Below are 18,445 nucleotides of genomic sequence, written 5' to 3'. Positions count from 1 at the left end.
ATTAAGGTTTTATATTAATTTATTTGTCTTATTAGCATACCAGCATAGTATTTGTTTTTAGAACCACTAAATGTAGTGTATTCTAGTTCGGATGTGTTTTCTTCATTGGCATTAAATCGATTATCCCAAATAAGGTCTTTTTCAACTTTTATAACTCCTAATCGCTTGTACTCTACAACTCCATTTTCATTTAATACCTGTTCTAGAACTTCATACTTATCTCCTTTTTCTAAACCTTCTTTTAGGCCTATTTTAGCCGATAAAGGGTCGGAGCTTAGTAATGGTGTTTTTGTTCTAAAAACTTCAAATTCGCGTTGTAGTTTTGCAATAACATTATCAACAGCTCTTACAGTAGCTACACTTATTAAATCGGCATTGCTTTTTTTAGTAAAAGAGGTGCTTTGTATATCTGCCCATGATGTTTCGGTTCCTACGTATTCAAATTTAAAAATATTTGTGTTATTAAAAGCATCAACTTTAGATTGATCTAATGCTGCATCGTCAGTCCAAAAATCATTATAAAATATGGCAGCAACTTCATCGGTCCATGCTAGTTTATATAAGTGGGCTTTAGTTTTTATAACATATCCTTTTCCAGCTACTTCTACACCAGCCGAGGTTAATGTTGCTGCATTTGCAATATCATCTTTTCCGGCTAACGCAGCAACATCTCCTATTGCGCTAAGAAGTCCTTTTGCTTTAGTGGCTACTTCTTCTTTATTGGTGTATTTAAAATCGTTTACTATAACAAATGTATTTTTTATTAAAGCTTCTCCGGCATCGGCTAGTAATGCAGAACCACGCTCGCTACTATTTGCAATTTTCACATCTAAATCTGAAGCGTTATAGTAACCACGTTCGGCAATTAAATCCATGTTAAAACCTCCAGTTTCACTTCGGTTAAACCATTTTGCAACCATTTCTTTAGCTATGCCATTAGTATTTAGGTAATTAAGAATAGCTAGGTGTTTGTGTGCTTCTTCATCTTGTTTTTTTTCAGACTTAATTTTAATTTTTGAAAGAAAGCCGCTCTTTTTTTTAGGTTTATCTTCTTCTTCTGAAGCAGGTATGTAGACAAATGTAGAATCTGTTTTAGGAATTAAACGATTCTTAACTATATGGTTGTTAAATTTATCTATTAAAGGAGCATTAATAAATATGTTTTGAATGGTATCAATATATTCTTGTTCAAGATCACTAATCATGAGTGTGTGTAGCGAACTTCGTTTGTATTTAATGTCTACAGCAGATTCTTGAGATAAAACGATTAAACAATTACAAATTAGGGTAGAAAAAAGCACGAGCTTCTTTAATGTTTTCATTTTAAAAGAGTGGTTTGGTTAATTAATAGCACTAAAAAATAAGTATTATAAATTTAATTATAAAATGTTTGCTATTAATAAACCTTAGGGGATATGAATTTAATTATGTTTAAATAAGTAGTAAGATAAAAAAGATAAAGTGCACGAATTCTCGTTGTGCTGTTTTGGTGTGTGTTTCTTGTAGTATTTTAGAATAAAAAAATGCGAACAAAAAAGTTCGCATTTTTAACACTAATATGTATTTATAATTACATGGCAACCAAATCGCCAGTAATATCTTTTGATGGTAAATTAGATTTGCCCATTAAATACAAATCTACTTGTCTTGCAGCTTCTCTTCCTTCAGATATGGCCCAAACAATTAATGATTGTCCGCGACGCATATCTCCAGCTGTAAATACATTAGGAATGTTTGTTTGGTACTTTCCGTATTCTGCTTTGTAGTTTGATCGGGCATCTTTTTCTATGCCTAATTTGTCTGCTAATGTGCTTTCTGGTCCGGTAAAACCTAAGGCTAATAATGCTAAGTCGCAAGGCCAAGTTTTTTCGGTGCCTTCAATTTCTATTAACTGCGGACGCTGACCAGGAACCATTTTCCACTCGACATTTACTGTTTTTAAAGCGGTTAGTTTTCCGTTTTCATCTTTTATAAACTCTTTGGTGTTTATTAGCCAGTTACGCTCCACACCTTCTTTATGAGAAGATGAGGTTTTTAGTTGTAATGGCCAAAATGGCCAAGGTGTTGTTGGCGAACGATGTCCTGGTGGTTTTGGCATAATTTCAAAATTTACAACCGATTTTGCACCTTGACGATTTGATGTTCCTATACAGTCTGATCCGGTATCTCCACCTCCAATTACAATTATATTTTTATCTGTAGCTAATACTTGGTTTTCTACTTTTTTGCCAAAAACAACTTTGGTTTGTTGTGTTAAGAAATCCATGGCTTGCACAACCCCATCGGCATTAATGCCAGGTGTTGGTAAGCTTCGTCTTTCTGTTGCGCCTCCACAAAGTACAACCGAGTCGAAGGCTTTTAATTGTTTAACATCATAATTTACACCAACATTTACATTGGTTTTAAATGTAATGCCTTCGGCTTCGAGAATAGCTAAACGACGGTCTATAATTTCTTTTTCCATCTTAAAGTTAGGAATACCGTAACGTAGTAATCCTCCAATTTCATCATCGCGTTCAAAAACGGTAACGGTGTGTCCAGCTCTATTTAGTTGTTGTGCAGCTGCTAATCCAGCAGGTCCAGAACCAACTATGGCAATGGTTTTGCCTGTTCTTGTTTTTGGTGGTTGTGGTTTTATCCAGCCTTCTTTAAAAGCACGCTCAACAATATTTTTTTCTATGTTTTCGATAGATACGGGGTCTTCAATAATGCCTAATACGCAAGATTGCTCGCAAGGTGCTGGGCATAAGCGTCCTGTAAACTCAGGAAAGTTGTTTGTTGAGTGTAAAATCCATGAGGCCTTTTGCCATTCGCCTTGGTGCACCATGTGGTTAAAATCAGGAATTAAGTTTCCTAGTGGACAGCCACTATGGCAAAACGGTATACCACAATCCATACAACGCGATCCTTGTTTGGTTATTTCTTTTTCAGAAAGAGGTACAGTAAATTCTTTATAATGTTTTACACGCTCTTCTACAGGCTTGTAATTTTCATCTTGTCTTTCAAATTCTTTAAATCCAGTTACTTTTCCCATGACACTATGCTGTTGTTAATTCTTCTACCATTGGTTCTTCTGTTTCTAAACGTTTTAATGCACGTTTGTACTCTATTGGCATTACTTTCACAAAATTGCCAAGGCTTGTATCCCAGTTTTCTAATAGTTTTTTACCAAGACTACTGTTTGTGTAAAGTGTATGTTTTTCAATAGATTGTTTTAAGTTATTTGCATCTTCATTTGTAATGTCTTCAAACTCTATAGTTTCTGTATTACATAATCCGTTTACAAATTTATTTTCAGGGTCGTATACGTAAGCAATACCGCCACTCATACCTGCGGCAAAGTTTCTACCTGTTTTTCCTAGAACGATTACTTTTCCACCAGTCATATATTCGCAACAATGATCTCCTACACCTTCTACTACGGCGGTAGCACCAGAGTTTCTTACGGCAAAACGCTCTCCGGCAATACCGTTTATATATGCTTCACCTTCAACAGCACCGAATAAACAAACGTTACCAACAATAATATTGTTCTCTGCTATAAAATCTGCATTAGTTGGTTTTTTTACAATGAGTTTAGCTCCAGATAAACCTTTACCTAAATAATCGTTTGTATTACCTTCTAGAGTAAATGTTAAACCATGTGCTCCAAAAGCACCAAAGCTTTGCCCTGCAGAGCCAGTAAAGTTAATGTTTAAGGTGTCTTCGGGTAAACCTAGATGCCCATAAATTTTTGAAATTTCGTTACTAACTATGGCTCCAACGGTGCGATCAATGTTTTTTATTGGGTATGTTAGAGTCATTTTTTCTTTACGGTATAACGCTCTGTGCGAGTCTTTTAATATTGTAAAGTCTAGAACCTTTTCTAGGTTATGATCTTGTTTCTCTGTGTTTCTTACAGTAAGTTGTTTGTATTCTGTTGGTCTGTGTAATATGCTTGATAAATCTAAACCTTTAGCTTTGTAGTGTTTTATTGCTTTATTAGCATTTATTTTATGCGTTTGGCCAACCATTTCGGCTAAAGTTCTAAATCCTAATTGAGCCATGATACCTCTAAGTTCTTCTGCAATATAATAGAAGAAATTAATAACATGTTCTGGTGTGCCTTTAAAGTTTTTACGCAGCTCTTTATCTTGAGTTGCAATACCTACTGGGCAGGTGTTTAAATGACATTTACGCATCATAATACAACCAGAAGCTACTAAGGGTGCTGTTGCAAAGCCAAACTCTTCGGCTCCTAATAAAGCGGCTATAGCTACATCGCGTCCTGTTTTTAATTGCCCGTCGCATTCTACAACGATTCGGCTTCTTAAATTATTTAAAACTAGGGTTTGTTGGGCTTCGGCTAAACCAAGTTCCCATGGTAAACCTGCGTGTTTTAATGAGGTTAAAGGCGATGCTCCTGTGCCGCCATCATAACCAGCAATTAATACAACATCGGCTTTTGCTTTTGCAACACCAGCGGCGATGGTTCCTACACCTACTTCTGATACTAGTTTTACATTAATTCTAGCATCGCGATTTGCGTTTTTTAAATCGTAAATTAATTGAGCTAAATCTTCAATAGAATAAATATCGTGATGCGGAGGTGGCGAAATTAACCCAACAAATGGTGTCGAGTTTCTTGCAGCTGCAATCCAAGGTAATACCTTTTCTCCGGGTAATTGTCCGCCTTCACCAGGTTTAGCACCTTGCGCCATTTTTATTTGAATTTCTTTAGCGCTAGTTAAATAATGCGATGTTACACCAAAACGCCCAGATGCTACTTGTTTTATAGCAGAGTTTCTGCTATCTCCATTAATATCTTTTTGGAAACGTTTTCTGTCTTCTCCTCCTTCTCCAGAATTAGATTTTCCTCCAATTCTATTCATAGCTATGGCTAAATTCTCATGCGCTTCGCGAGAAATGGATCCATAGGACATGGCTCCGGTTTTAAATTTTTTAACTATTTCTGTCCAAGGTTCTACTTCATCTAAAGGAATAGGATCTAGGTTGTCAAATTCAAATAATCCGCGAATGGTCATTAAGTTTTCAGATTGCTCGTTTATGGCTTTTGCGTAAACGTCGTAACTTTTCTGGTCGCTTAATCTAACTGCTTGTTGTAATTTTGCTACGGTTGTAGGGTTAAATAGGTGGCGTTCTCCATTACGTCTCCATCTGTAATCGCCACCAATATTGAGTCCTAAATTTTTATCGATAGAGTTATCTGGATAGGCTTGTTTGTAGCGTTGGTCAATTTCTTTTTCAATTTCGTATAAACCAATACCTTCTATTCTTGAGGCGGTATAAGGGAAGTATTTTTCGACAAATTGAGAGTTGAAACCAACAATTTCGAAAATTTGAGAACCTCTGTATGAGTGTAATGTAGAGATTCCAATTTTATTCATCACTTTTAAAATACCTTTACCTATAGCTTTATTGAAATTATCAACGGCTTTTTGTTCGTCCATACCAGTAATGAAGCCATCTTTAACTTGCATTCTAATAATTTCGTTAACCATATATGGGTTAATAGCACTTGCGCCGTAACCAAATAGGGTTGCAAAATGATGAGGCTCGCGAGGTTCGGCAGATTCAATAATAATATCGAAATAAGAACGCTTACGCAAACGGTTTAATTGGTGGTTTACATATGAACAAGCTAATAAAGCTGGTATTGGGGCTAACTCTTGGTTTACGCCTCTATCAGAAAGAATAATAATATTTGTTTTTCTTTCTAATGCTTTTTCAATTTGAATAATAATGTTGTCTAGAGCATTTTCTAAACCATTCATACCTTGTACTTTTGGGTATAACATTTGAATAGTTTCGGTTTTAAAACCTTCAATTTGAATGGTTCTAATTTTTTCTAGATCGGCATTTGAAATAACAGGGTTTTGTATTCTTAGCTTTCTGCATTGTCTTTCAGTAATGCTAAAAATATTTCTGTCTTTTCCTAAATTTAAGCTTATATCTGTTACAATTTCTTCGCGAATACCATCTAACGGTGGGTTTGTAACTTGGGCGAATAATTGTTTAAAATAGTTTGATATTAGTTGAGGCCTGTCTGATAAAACTGCTAATGGTGTGTCTATTCCCATAGAACCTAGAGCTTCTTTACCAGCAATGGCCATTGGTGTTATAACCTCTTGAATGTCTTCAAAGGTATAATTGAATAAACGTTGTCGTGTTTTAATATCAATAGTTTCTATTGGACAAGTTTCGTTTGTGTATGGTACGTTTTTTAAGTGTAAACGTGTTTTGTCTAACCAAGTTTTATATGGTCTTTCTGAGACTATTTTGCTTTTTATTTCCTCGTCACCTATTATGCGTCCTTCATTCATATCTACCAAGAACATTTTTCCTGGTTCTAATCTTCCGTGTTCTTTTACATCTTCAGGTGCAACATCTACAACACCAATTTCTGACGACATGATTAGTTTTCCGCTTTTGGTAACTGTATATCTAGATGGTCTTAAGCCATTTCTATCAAGTAAGGCACCTATATAATCGCCATCTGTAAATGGTACAGAAGCAGGGCCATCCCAAGGCTCCATGATGCAGGCATTATATTCGTAAAAAGCTTTACGCTCTTCAGACATGGTTGCGTGTTTTTCCCAAGCTTCAGGAATCATCATCATCATAATTTCTGGTAACGATCTGCCTGTGTGAGTTAATAATTCTACGACCATATCCATTGATGCAGAATCTGATTTTCCGGGTAGTATTATTGGGAATAATTTATCTATTTGCGGGCCAAAAACATCACTTTTCATGATTTCTTCACGAACACGCATTCTGCTAACATTTCCACGAAGCGTATTTATTTCACCATTTTGGCACATGTGACGGAACGGTTGCGCTAGCTCCCAAGTAGGCATAGTGTTTGTGGAGAAACGTTGGTGAACTAAAGCTAAACGCGTTACAAGGTCTATCTGTTGTAAATCGGTATAATATGGCCCAATATCTTCAGGCATAATTATACCTTTATATATTAAGGTAGTTGTAGATAAACTTGGTACGTAAAAATAATTGCTTTCAGATATTTTAGAGTTTCTTATAGCGTGTTCTGTTATTTTTCTCGCAGCATATAATTTTGCTTTAAAAGTAGCTTCGTCTATAGCTTCTGTTTTACCTATAAAAAGTTGTTCTATATTAGGTTCGGAAGCAAGTGCTATTTGCCCTAGCTGAGAAGAGTCTACAGGAACTTTTCGCCATCCTAAAATAGTAAGCCCTTGCGCTTTTACTTCGTTTTCAAAAGTGGTTTTACAAAAGTTGTATTGGTTGGTAACTTTAGGTAAAAATACCATACCAACAGCGTACTCGCGTTGTTCTGGAATTTCAAAATCGCAAACGCGTTTAAAATAGTCATGAGGGATATCAATTAATAACCCGGCACCATCACCAGTTTTTCCATCTGCACTTACACCACCGCGGTGTTCCAATTTAACAAGAATTTCTAAGGCGTCATGAATAATTTGATTTGTCTTCTCTCCTTTAAGATTACAAATAAAACCAGCGCCACAGTTTTCGTGTTCAAATTCTGGTAAATAAAGTCCTTGTTTCTTAATCATAATCAACAATAAATTAGTTAAAAACTTGAGTTGAAAAGCTAAGATACATTCTAAGGTTGTGAATTACAATAGGCGCTTTTCATTATTTCGATTTTAGAAGTCAATGGGTTATAAAAATAATTATATATCAATATTACCTCTTTTTTTTAATAAATAATCAAACCAAAAATCTATTAATATATATGTATATCTGAATTTATGTTAATAAAATTTTTAATAAATGAAATTAATAGCATTGAAATTCGATAAATATTGCTAATAATTCAATCTCCGAGGTTGTTAAAAAACCAAAAAATCTATTTTTTAAAGTAATACCCTTAAAAAAATAGGGTTCAAAATTAAATATTAATAAAAATTAACTAAACACCCCTATTTTTTATGGGGGTTAAAAGTTTTTAATATAGTTTAGCGTCGTTCTTAAGGAAGTTTAGGTCTAAAAAAACACTCAAACAAATAACTAATCAAAATTTAGATCTAATAAATTAAATAACTTAAAAATATAACAATGATGAAAAAAATTATTACACTTTCAATGCTTTTTGTAGCAACAGCAATATTTGCTCAAGAAGAAGGTAAAAAAGTATCTATAAGCGGTAGCGTTGATGCTTACTATCAAACAAACTTAACATCTTCAGATGCGTTAAACGATTCATTTGGAACATCGTTTGCCGATGAAACAGGATTTGCTTTAGGTATGGCTAATATTATTGCTGCATACGAAGGTGAGAAAACTGGAGTAGTTGCCGATGTTGTTTTTGGACCAAGAGGTGATGCGGCAGTTGGAGGTTATAACTTAAATCAATTATATGCTTACTGGAATGTTTCTGAAGGAACAACATTAACCATGGGGCGTTTTAATACGTTTTTAGGTTACGAGGTTATTTCTCCAACAGGTAACTTTAACTATAGCACATCTTATTTGTTTTCAAGTGGGCCATTTTCTCATGTAGGGTTAAAAGCAGATTTTACTTTAGGAGACGATTTTAGTTTAATGCTAGCATTTATGAACCCAACCGATGTTAATAATAATATGACAGGTGGTTATGCTTTAGGTGCTCAGTTAGGTTATGCGGGTCAGTTTTTAAACCTTTATTATGATGATGATGAGGTGTTAGGTTTTGAAATTGACTATACAGGAGGTTTTGATTTGTCTGACGATTTCTTCTTAGGTATAAACGGTGCATACCAAACAAGTAATGATGCTGGGTTTTATGGTGTAGCATTATATCCACAATTAGCAACTTCTGATGCTTTTTCTTTAGGATTAAGAGGCGAGATGTTTGGATTTCATGCAAAAGATGTTGACGATTTACCAAGTGTATTAGCTTTAACCTTAACAGGTAGCTATAGTTTAGAAAACTTAACTATTAAGCCAGAAATTAGATTAGACTCTTGGAATAATGATTTTGAGCCATTTTTAAGCGATGATGGTATTCAAGAAGAATCAAGTTTGGCAGCCTTTACTTTAGCTGCAATCTACGCTTTCTAAAAGTGTAAAAAGTAAGTAAAAAAAAAGAGAATAAGGTAAGTTCTCTTAGTAAGAACTTACCTTATTTAAATTAACTAACCCTAAAAATTATTTATTATGTCTATATTAAACATGCCCCTTATATTACAAGATACAGCTGCTGTTGAAGGCGACATGGGAATGATGTGGATGCTACTTTCTGGTATCCTAGTGTTTTTCATGCAAGCAGGTTTCTTTTTAGTTGAGTCTGGAATGACAGATTCTAAAAATGCTGTAAACATAGCCATGAAGAATTTCCTAGATATAGCCGTAGGTTCTTTAGCCTTCTGGTTTATAGGATACTCTTTAATGTATGGCGCAGATATGGGCGGAGGTTTCTTCCATTGGGGAGGATTTACTTTTTCTCAAGGCGCAGCAGATTTATTTTTCCAAACAGTATTTGCCGCAACAGCTGCAACTATTGTTTCTGGAGCTATTGCAGGTAGAACTAAATATACAACATACGCTATATTCAGTATTATATTAACAGCCTTTATTTATCCAATTGCTGGAGGTTGGGAATGGAATGGTGGTTGGTTAAATAATACCGATAGCATAATGCCAGCCGAATTTATCGATTTTGCAGGATCGTCAATAGTTCATTCAGTTGGTGGATGGGCTGCTCTTGTTGCTGCTTGGATGGTTGGTCCAAGAATTGGAAAATATCTTAACGGAAAAGCTGTAGAATTACACGGGCATAACCAAATGTATGCAACGTTAGGTGTATTTATTCTATGGTTAGGATGGTTTGGTTTTAATGGTGGTTCTCAATTAGCTTGGGGTGGAGATGACGCTACAGCCGCTTCGCAAGTTGTATTGGTTACAAACTTGGCTGCTGCTGCAGGTACTTTAGGAGCTTTGTTATTAACTTGGCTTAAAGACGGGAAACCAAATTTAAGTATGACACTAAATGGAGCCTTAGCTGGTCTTGTTAGTATTACCGCAGGTTGTGGTAACATGACAGAAGGCGGCGCAGTTTTAGCTGGATTAATTGGAGGTATTCTTGTGGTTTTTTCAATTCAGTTCATAGAAAGAAAATTAAAAATCGATGATGCAGTTGGCGCAATATCTGTGCATGGTGTTGTTGGCGCTTGGGGAACTTTAGTAATAGGTCTTTGGGGTGTTGATGGCGATGCAGGTATAGGTATTTTTAATGGCGGTGGTGCAGCTCAATTAGGAGCTCAAGCTATTGGAGTAATAGCTTATGCTGCTTGGGCAATAGGATTATCGTTCCTTTTCTTGGGTATTATGAAAAAAACCATTGGTTTAAGAGTTACAGAGGCCGAAGAAATTGCAGGTCTAGATTGGACAGAGCATGGCTCAATAGCATATCCAGGTAAAAGACAAAGAGAAGTTGAAGAGTAGTTTTATACAATTAAATCTTTATTTAAAAGATGCCTTTGTAAAATAAGGCGTCTTTTAAATTTTTAATATAGACTTAAAATAATAGTGTTTTAAGATTTTATAATCAAAAAAATAAAATTCCTATTTTACAAACTAAACAATTATAAGATAAATGAATTATGAAAAAAATTGAAGCAATTATTAGAAAATCAAAATACCGCGTAGTTAAAGAAGCTTTACATGAAGTTGGTGTAAACTTTTTTTCTTATTGGGATGTAACTGGTTTAGGTAACGAAAAAGAAGGTCATGTATACAGAGGTGTATCATATAGCACAAGCGATATTCAACGTAGGCATTTGTCTATTGTTGTTAATGACGATTTTGAAGAAATAACAATAAAAACGCTTCTTAAAGCGGCTAGTACAGGCGAAGTTGGAGACGGGAAAATCTTTGTTTCAGACATAAACGAGTGTTATAGAATACGAACAGGAGAAAAAGGTTCAGACACTTTAAAATAAAAAATTACTAAAAAATATATAATGGAAGGATTACTAACAACTAATAATGTATGGATGATGATCTGTACTGCACTCGTTTTCTTTATGCATACAGGTTTTGCATTTTTAGAAATTGGGTTAACTAGACAAAAAAACACAATAAACATATTATTTAAAAACATTTTTATTATTACGGTAGGACTATTGCTATATTACATAGTAGGATTTAACTTAATGTATCCTGGTTTTGCCGAAGATGCTTCGGGTATTTTAGGTTTTGCAGGTTTTGGTTTTGATGCACCTTTAACAGCCGAAGGCACCTTAGATTTAACATATAACGAAGGGTATACCTATTGGACCGATTTCTTATTTCAAGGTATGTTTGCTGCAACCGCAGCTACCATAGTATCTGGAGCTGTTGCTGAACGTATGAAAATTGGACCATTTATGATTTTTACAATTGTTTATGTTGGTTTAATATACCCAATTGCTGGATCATGGAAATGGGGTGGCGGATTTTTAGATGAATTAGGGTTTTATGATTTTGCTGGATCTACTTTAGTACATTCCGTTGGTGGATGGGCAGCTTTAGTAGCTGTTTGGTTATTAGGATCTAGAATTGGTAAGTTCGATAAAAATGGAAAGCCACAAGCCATACCAGGACATAATATCCCGTTAGCTACAGCTGGAGTATTAATTTTATGGTTAGGCTGGTTTGGTTTTAACGGTGGTTCTGTGCTTTCTGCAGATCCAGAATTAACATCATTAACATTAGTAACAACATGTTTAGCAGCAGCAGCTGGTGGTGTAATTGCTGCATTGGTATCGTTTATAAAATATAAAAATTTAGATTTAACTATGTTTTTAAATGGTGTTTTAGGCGGATTAGTAGGTATTACCGCGGGAGCAGATGTTATGACTCCAGAAAGTGCTATATTAATAGGAGCCATAGCTGGCGCACTTATTGTTTTTGCAGTTAGTTTTATAGATGCCATTAGGTTAGACGATCCTGTTGGAGCTATTGCTGTGCACTTAGTATGTGGAGTATGGGGAACTTTAGCAGTTGGGATTTTCTCAACAAATCCAGAACATACATTTTTAGCACAATTAACCGGAGTAGCTTGTTATGCATTAATATGTATAGTATCCTCTTTCTTAATATTCTTTATATTAAAGAAAACAGTAGGTATTAGAGTTTCAGAAAAAGAAGAACTTGAAGGTTTAGATGCGCATGAGCATGGTATGGATGCTTATCCAGATTTTAGATTAAATGAGCATTAATCAATAAAAATATAGTTTAGTTTGATAAAAGGATGTCTTGCATTATGTAAGGCGTCCTTTTTTTTATTTGGGCGTTACCACAAGGGTCGGGCTTTACACTATATCTTTTTTTGCCATTTATGGCAGCAAAAAAAGGATACCGCTGCAATCCCTAACGCAGAAGTGTTTACCTATATAGTTGTAAAATTGCAGGTTTTTCTTGTTTTTGCAAAAGCTCTGTTTAATTTATTTATATCAAATTTATTTGGCTAAGGTGGTGGCATAATATTTAACATGTTATAACTTTTAAAGTATATTATATTTAAAAAATTAATTTCACTATATCTAATAGATTATAATCCATAAATAAAAAGCCTTCGTAATAATTACAAAGGCCTTTTTGTTTAAATAAGGTTTTAAATAAATTTATGCCGAGTTTCTACTCGCATTAATATTACCAAATAAAGAACGAGTAACTATTTTCTCGTAAATTATTTTATCAGGATCATCGGCAGCAACACCTTGCCTTTCTAAATCTTGAAGCTTTTTAAGAGCAAACTGTTGTATAGTAAGCAATGGCAACACAATAGATTCTCTAACTTGTATTGAGGCTCTACCAGAAGGTTCGTTTTCCATTAGTTCTTTATAGCCTGTAAGTTTTAAAAGTAGTCTTTTTGTAGTTAAATACTCTTCATGAATAATGTTCCAAAAACCACCAAACTCTTCGTCTTTAGACATGTATTTTGTTAAATCGAAGAACGATTTAGTTAAAGACATCATACTGTTTTCTAATAAAGTTCTAAAAAACTTAGAGTTGTTGTATAAAGCTTCAACTTTATCAAACTCACCATTATCTTCATATTTTTTAAGAGCGGTACCAACACCATAAAAACCAGGAACGTTTTGTTTTAACTGGCTCCAAGACCCAACAAAAGGAATGGCTCTTAAATCTGAAAATACTAATTTGTTTGATGTGCCTCGTTTTGATGGTCTGCTTCCAATATTTGTTTTGGCATAAAACTTTAAAGTACTCATGCGTTCCAGATATGGTATAAACATGTCGTGACTTTTAAAGTCTTTATAAGTTTGGTAGCTAGTTTCGGCTAAATCTGTCATTACAGTTCTATCTGTATCAGACATTTTATTTTTTTCGCCATCAATCCTGTTCTTTATACCAGAACTTATAAGTTGTTCTAGGTTAAACTGTGCAGAATCTAAGGTTCCAAAATTAGAACTTATAGTTTGCCCTTGGATGGTTAATTGTACTTCTTTGTCTTCAATTGTTGGACCTAAAGATGAGTAGAATTGGTGTGTTTTCCCTCCGCCTCGCGCTGGTGGCCCTCCACGACCATCAAAAAATATGGCCGTAATATCATATTTTCTAGACATTTCTGTAAGCAGCTCTTTGGCTTTGTAAATACCCCAGTTGGCCATTAGATAGCCGCCATCTTTTGTGCCGTCTGAAAAACCAAGCATAATATGTTGCTTGCTTCCTCGAGCTCTAAGGTGTGCCATGTATTCTGGGTTGGTATAAAGTTGTTCCATAACTCCAGGAGCATTTTCTAAATCTGGTATGGTTTCAAAAAGAGGTGCTACATCTACGGTTAATTCATCTTTAAAAGCAACCATTCTTAACATAGCAAATAGTTGCATAACGTTAAGTGCGGTTTGGTTGTTACTTATTATGTATCTGTTAGCTCCACGCTCTCCATTACTTTTTTGTATGTCTTTAATTATAGCAATGGTTTTTAGTGTGTTTCTAACCATTTCATCTTCAAAGGCATCTAAATCTGGAATATCATCAGTAGCTTTAGCTAATATTTTTATTTGTTCACTTTCAGATAATTCATGATAATTGTTTGGGAAAGAAGATTTTCCTGTAGCCATTAAACTATCAATAACAGTTGTAAAAACGCTATGATGTATTCTACTATCTTGTCTTATATCTAAAGAGGCAAAGCTGTAGCCAAATAAGTGAACCCTGTTTATTAGGCTGTTAAGATCGCTAACGTATAAGGATTGGTGTTCGTGTACTATAACATCTCTTATGCTAAGGAGTTCTTTAATAAATTCTCGAGAAGACATAACGTCTTCATTTTCGCGATTTTGGTTTGTACTATAGTTATAAAACATGGTTTCTAAGCGTATAATGCGCTCTTCAACCCCTCTAAAAGTTAGCTTTTTTCTTAAATCTCGTAAATCTTCATAATATTTTTTATGAATTGATTGTTTTAATTTTTTTGCAACTTTTAAAGTGGTATCTGGCTTTACAAAAGGGTTTCCGTCGCGATCACCACCAGGCCAAAATCCTATGTTTGTTACTTCGTTGTGTTTTTTACCATCGTCATAAATACTAGTTTGGATGTAGTTGTAAATAGACCCAAAGGTTTTATAAAAAACGTTTTCTAGATACCATATTAAACTTTTAGCCTCATCATAAGGTGTTGGTTTTTGGTGTTTAAAGAAGGGAGTTTTTCCTAATTGTCCAAATAAGTTATTTATTTCAGATAGGTTGTTTTCTTTTATGGCTTTAGTTAGGTTGGTTATAATACCTAATACCGAGCCAGGGTAAAATTGTGTTGGGTGTGCTGTTAAAACAATACGTACTTTAAATTCGTCTAAATATTTTTTTAAAGCTTCTAGGTTGCCTTCAGAGGTTGCAGTTCCTTTTAAATTTCTAAGTGTTCCTACGCCTTCCATGTTATTTACAACAGGAAAGGCTGCATCTTCAATAGCATCAAATAATACCACTTGACGCTCTATATATTGAATAAACCTAAATAGTAAGTTTATTTGGCTTTCTTTATTTCTTCGAGCTTGGTATTTTTTAAAAAATGTTTCAACAATAGTTGTTGGGTCATCCCCTTTTTTAAATCCTTTTTCGCAGGTTTCATGAAATAAAGGAAGGAGTACTCCTGTTTTTGTTACAGCATCAAAAGGTAAAGTCATGAATATACTATTGTATATCTGATACTTTGATAAAACATTTTGATTGAATCTTGTTAATTTTGGCTCTACGGACATATATCTTTCTGTTGAAAATTAACCATAAAAATAGTGAAGCAAACACTAAAGAGCGCATAGTTAAAAAAGATTTATTGATATTTTTACATAGTTGAATTTAGATTATGAATAATTAAAAAAAAAAGATAATTAATAGTAATCTTTACAATTTGTTTTAGCATAAAAATATTAGGTTTGAATATAAAAAGGGCAAAATTTATGTTTTGCCCTTTAAAAAAATAACGTAGTTTGTTATTTTCCTAACATTAATAATTCATTACAAACAATTTCTGTTATATAGCGTTTATTGCCATCTTTATCATCATAACTTCTAGATGTTAGCTTGCCTTCAATAGCAATTTCTTTACCTTTTGTTACATATTTTTCTATTATTTGAGCTGTTTTGCCCCAAGCCACAATATTGTGCCATTGTGTGTCTGTTATTTTTTCACCTTTATTATTGGTGTAGCTTTCGTTTGTTGCAATATTGAATTTTGCTAAAGTTTTTCCCGATTCTAGATTGATTATTTCAGGATCGTTGCCTAAGTTACCAATCAACTGTACTTTGTTTCTAAGTGTGCTCATAATTTTAAATTTTTTTCGTTAAACAGTTAATACTATCGAGTTTCTATGTTTCGACACCGCAAAGGTGTAATACTTTTATTATTTTAATCGGTTAGTAAACGTTTGTGTTCGTTTGTAAACAATTGTAGTCGTTTAAATCGCTTTATATATTATATTTTATGGGAACTACATACAAGTTTACACCAAAAAGAAAAGTTTTATGTCGCACGAAGAAGATGTGCTTTTTTTAAGGAAAGTATTTAACCCCACAATATCAGAATATTTGTGTGCATCTTGCTAGAACGGTTAATTCCGCCAGAGTTAAATCTTTAATGTAAATGAACATACTACACTTGTTAATGTACGCCCCTTGCTTTCATGACGTTATCCCCTTAACTAAACAGCCGATACTGAGTGTATTTATTTTTTATTTTTATCGTCTTTACGTTTCTTTATGCTCTTTAAACTTAAAGCAGAAGTTCGTTCTTCTTTTGGGTCGTAATTTAATCCTTGTTTTAGTTTTTCGTTGAAATCTGACAATGGTTTATCTTCAATTATTTCAGCATCCTCAATTTCAAAAGTTTCAAATCTCGACTTAGGCAATGATCCAGTCATTTTAACTTGAAGCATTGTTTTATCAAAATCTGATACGTAATTTTTATCTTGTTCAATTCTAAAAACCTGATACTCTCTTTTAGCGATACTGTCAGCAAAAGCTTTTTTCACCTTTCCTGCATCGGTTAAAGACTTATACTTATTAAATGATAAAAACTCATCAAGTGTTTTTACCCACTCTTTCATAGTAAGAGTTATTTCTCTAGCAACTAAGTTTTCTGCGTAATCTAAAAACATGGTAACAACTCTTTGTAATTCGCTTAATTCTTTTTTATCTAGGTAATTCTTTGAAACAGTTATATCGGTAGAGTAAATTTTACCTCCAGTTTTTTGATTACTCCAACTCATTAAGCCCATGTCTTTTTTACTAGAATCTACTCTATCATTTATAAGTTCAGCCGCAGTCATGCCAGTAACAGCATATAAAAGTTTGTTTTGCACAATTTTATAAAACTTCCTAGTTGCAGGTGCATCTTTATCGTAATCTATACTAGCGTCTTTATATAGATCTGTGATTTTTTGATAAAATCTTCTTTCAGATGTTCGTATTTCACGGATTCTAGCTAGTAATTCGTCGAAATAGTCTTTACCAAACATTACTTTTGCTTGCTTTAATCTATCATCATCCAATACAAAGCCTTTAACCATGTACTCTTTTAAAATAGATGTAGCCCAAATTCTGAATTGAGTAGCTTCATAAGAACGAACTCTATAACCTAAGGATATTATGACATCTAAATTATATACAGAAGTCTTGTAATCCTTACCATCAGGACCAGTTGTCAACCAATGGTTGACAACTGAATCTTCAATCAGTTCGCCTTCATCAAAAATCTTTTTTAAATGCTTGCTTACATTTTGTTTTGTAGTATTGAAAATAATAGCCATCCCTTTTTGAGTTGCCCATATAGTATCATCTTTCAATGCTACTCTAACTACTACTTGACCCGTTTCGGGTGATCTGTAAAAAAGAAAATCTTTTTTATCTAACTTATCCATTGATTAATTCTTTATAAGTTATTCTATTCTCTATATTATTCAAAAGTAAATTAAATCTATCACTTTCAGTACTTTTTCTAGTGTTGTATCTAAATACAAATTCATCAACGTACATTTGTAAATGTTTTTTAGATGTGAAATGATATATTCCATAAATACCACGTTTTAACAATGCCCAGAAACTCTCTATTGAGTTTGTAGATACACGACCTCTCACATATTCACTTCTACTATGTTTAACTGCTTTATGGTCGTAAACACGCTCTAATTTACTATAAGAAGTTAGTTCATCTGAATACACAGTAGAGCCAAAAGAAATGTTATTTACTAAAGGCGGTAATAATGACATTTCAGAAGCATTTTCAACGTGCATTGCTCTTACATCACCACCTCTTTGAATCATTCCTAAAACCGCTGATTTTTTATATTTTTCTTTTGTCTCTTCCGACTTATCGGCTCTTATTTTCATACTTCTATTTTTAGCCTTACCGCCTACATAAGTTTCGTCAATTTCAACTTCACCTTGTAACTTTTCTTTGTTATCATCATTTAAACCAAAACAGTTTCTAATTCTTTGCAACATAAACCACGCTGATTTTTGAGTAATACCTAAATCACGACCTAATTGTAAAGATGAAATTCCTTTTTTATGAGAAGTAACCAACCAAATTGCAAGAAACCATTTTTGTAAATCAATTTTAGTGTTATCAAATATCGTATTCGTTTTTACATTGAAGTATTTTCCTGTATTTTTACATTTGTACTTATTGCCTTTACAATTATATACTTTAGAAGTAGTATCAAACGGACTTACAACGTTACCATTCCAACGTAATAACTCTAAATGCTCTATGCAATCTTGTTGAGTTGGAAAGGCCTGAATTAAGTCTAAAACTGATTTTACTTCTTTGTTAAACATGGTCTTATTGTTTGCTTAATCAAAGATAATACTTTAATTACACTAAACCTAATATTTTAGTGTAATTAAGTTCTAAATCAATATTCCTCATTGTTAAAAACTTGTTGATAAGGTTAAAGATTACTTAGTAATCCTAATGCATACTTTAATTATCTTTACCTTACTTAAAACTGTTAACTAAAAA

At 33.6% G+C, this 18,445-nt stretch carries 11 protein-coding genes; 4 read left to right on the top strand and 7 right to left on the bottom strand.

Annotated elements, in window-relative coordinates:
• Positions 1 to 14 precede the first annotated feature (14 nt).
• The 3 genes from ACNG5D_RS10930 to gltB form a co-directional block, all read right to left on the bottom strand.
• Positions 15 to 1,322, bottom strand: a complete 1,308-nt coding sequence (locus tag ACNG5D_RS10930; RefSeq protein ID WP_418183558.1) for a hypothetical protein — start codon at positions 1,320 to 1,322, stop codon at positions 15 to 17.
• A gap of 248 nt (positions 1,323 to 1,570) precedes the next feature.
• Positions 1,571 to 3,034 carry a glutamate synthase subunit beta gene (locus ACNG5D_RS10925; protein ID WP_418183557.1) on the bottom strand — a complete coding sequence of 488 codons (1,464 nt, stop codon included), beginning with the start codon at positions 3,032 to 3,034 and terminating at the stop codon, positions 1,571 to 1,573.
• 4 nt (positions 3,035 to 3,038) lie between these two features.
• Positions 3,039 to 7,553 carry a glutamate synthase large subunit gene (gene gltB / locus ACNG5D_RS10920; protein WP_418183556.1) on the bottom strand — a complete coding sequence of 1,505 codons (4,515 nt, stop codon included), beginning with the start codon at positions 7,551 to 7,553 and terminating at the stop codon, positions 3,039 to 3,041.
• A gap of 508 nt (positions 7,554 to 8,061) precedes the next feature.
• Between gltB and ACNG5D_RS10915 the strand changes: the two genes are divergently transcribed.
• The 4 genes from ACNG5D_RS10915 (at position 8,062) to ACNG5D_RS10900 (ending at position 12,182) form a co-directional block, all read left to right on the top strand.
• Positions 8,062 to 9,042: an outer membrane beta-barrel protein gene (locus tag ACNG5D_RS10915; RefSeq protein ID WP_418183783.1), complete on the top strand. Its 981-nt coding sequence runs from the start codon at positions 8,062 to 8,064 to the stop codon at positions 9,040 to 9,042.
• 96 nt (positions 9,043 to 9,138) lie between these two features.
• Positions 9,139 to 10,425, top strand: a complete 1,287-nt coding sequence (locus ACNG5D_RS10910) for an ammonium transporter (protein WP_418183555.1) — start codon at positions 9,139 to 9,141, stop codon at positions 10,423 to 10,425.
• 158 nt (positions 10,426 to 10,583) lie between these two features.
• Positions 10,584 to 10,922, top strand: a complete 339-nt coding sequence (locus ACNG5D_RS10905; RefSeq protein ID WP_418183554.1) for a P-II family nitrogen regulator — start codon at positions 10,584 to 10,586, stop codon at positions 10,920 to 10,922.
• A 21-nt stretch (positions 10,923 to 10,943) separates the two neighbouring features.
• On the top strand, positions 10,944 to 12,182 hold the full coding sequence (locus ACNG5D_RS10900) for an ammonium transporter (RefSeq protein ID WP_418183553.1): 1,239 nt from the start codon (positions 10,944 to 10,946) through the stop codon (positions 12,180 to 12,182).
• Between the two features lie 405 nt (positions 12,183 to 12,587).
• Here the strand turns inward: ACNG5D_RS10900 and ACNG5D_RS10895 are convergent, their stop codons facing one another.
• The 4 genes from ACNG5D_RS10895 to ACNG5D_RS10880 form a co-directional block, all read right to left on the bottom strand.
• On the bottom strand, positions 12,588 to 15,185 hold the full coding sequence (locus tag ACNG5D_RS10895; protein ID WP_418183552.1) for a phosphoenolpyruvate carboxylase: 2,598 nt from the start codon (positions 15,183 to 15,185) through the stop codon (positions 12,588 to 12,590).
• Between the two features lie 231 nt (positions 15,186 to 15,416).
• Positions 15,417 to 15,749, bottom strand: a complete 333-nt coding sequence (locus ACNG5D_RS10890; protein ID WP_298493251.1) for a single-stranded DNA-binding protein — start codon at positions 15,747 to 15,749, stop codon at positions 15,417 to 15,419.
• 399 nt (positions 15,750 to 16,148) lie between these two features.
• Entirely contained in the window at positions 16,149 to 17,342 is a 1,194-nt protein-coding gene (gene rhuM, locus ACNG5D_RS10885; RefSeq protein ID WP_418183551.1) for a RhuM family protein, read from the bottom strand.
• Entirely contained in the window at positions 17,335 to 18,261 is a 927-nt protein-coding gene (locus ACNG5D_RS10880) for an IS1595 family transposase (RefSeq protein ID WP_418183550.1), read from the bottom strand. Before ACNG5D_RS10880 ends, rhuM begins: the two co-directional genes overlap by 8 nt.
• Between the last annotated feature and the right edge of the window lie 184 nt (positions 18,262 to 18,445).

Origin of the sequence: Algibacter ulvanivorans (assembly GCF_048381495.1) — a bacterium.
GTDB lineage: Bacteria > Bacteroidota > Bacteroidia > Flavobacteriales > Flavobacteriaceae > Algibacter_B > Algibacter_B ulvanivorans.
This window is presented reverse-complemented; position numbering and strand designations above follow the sequence as displayed.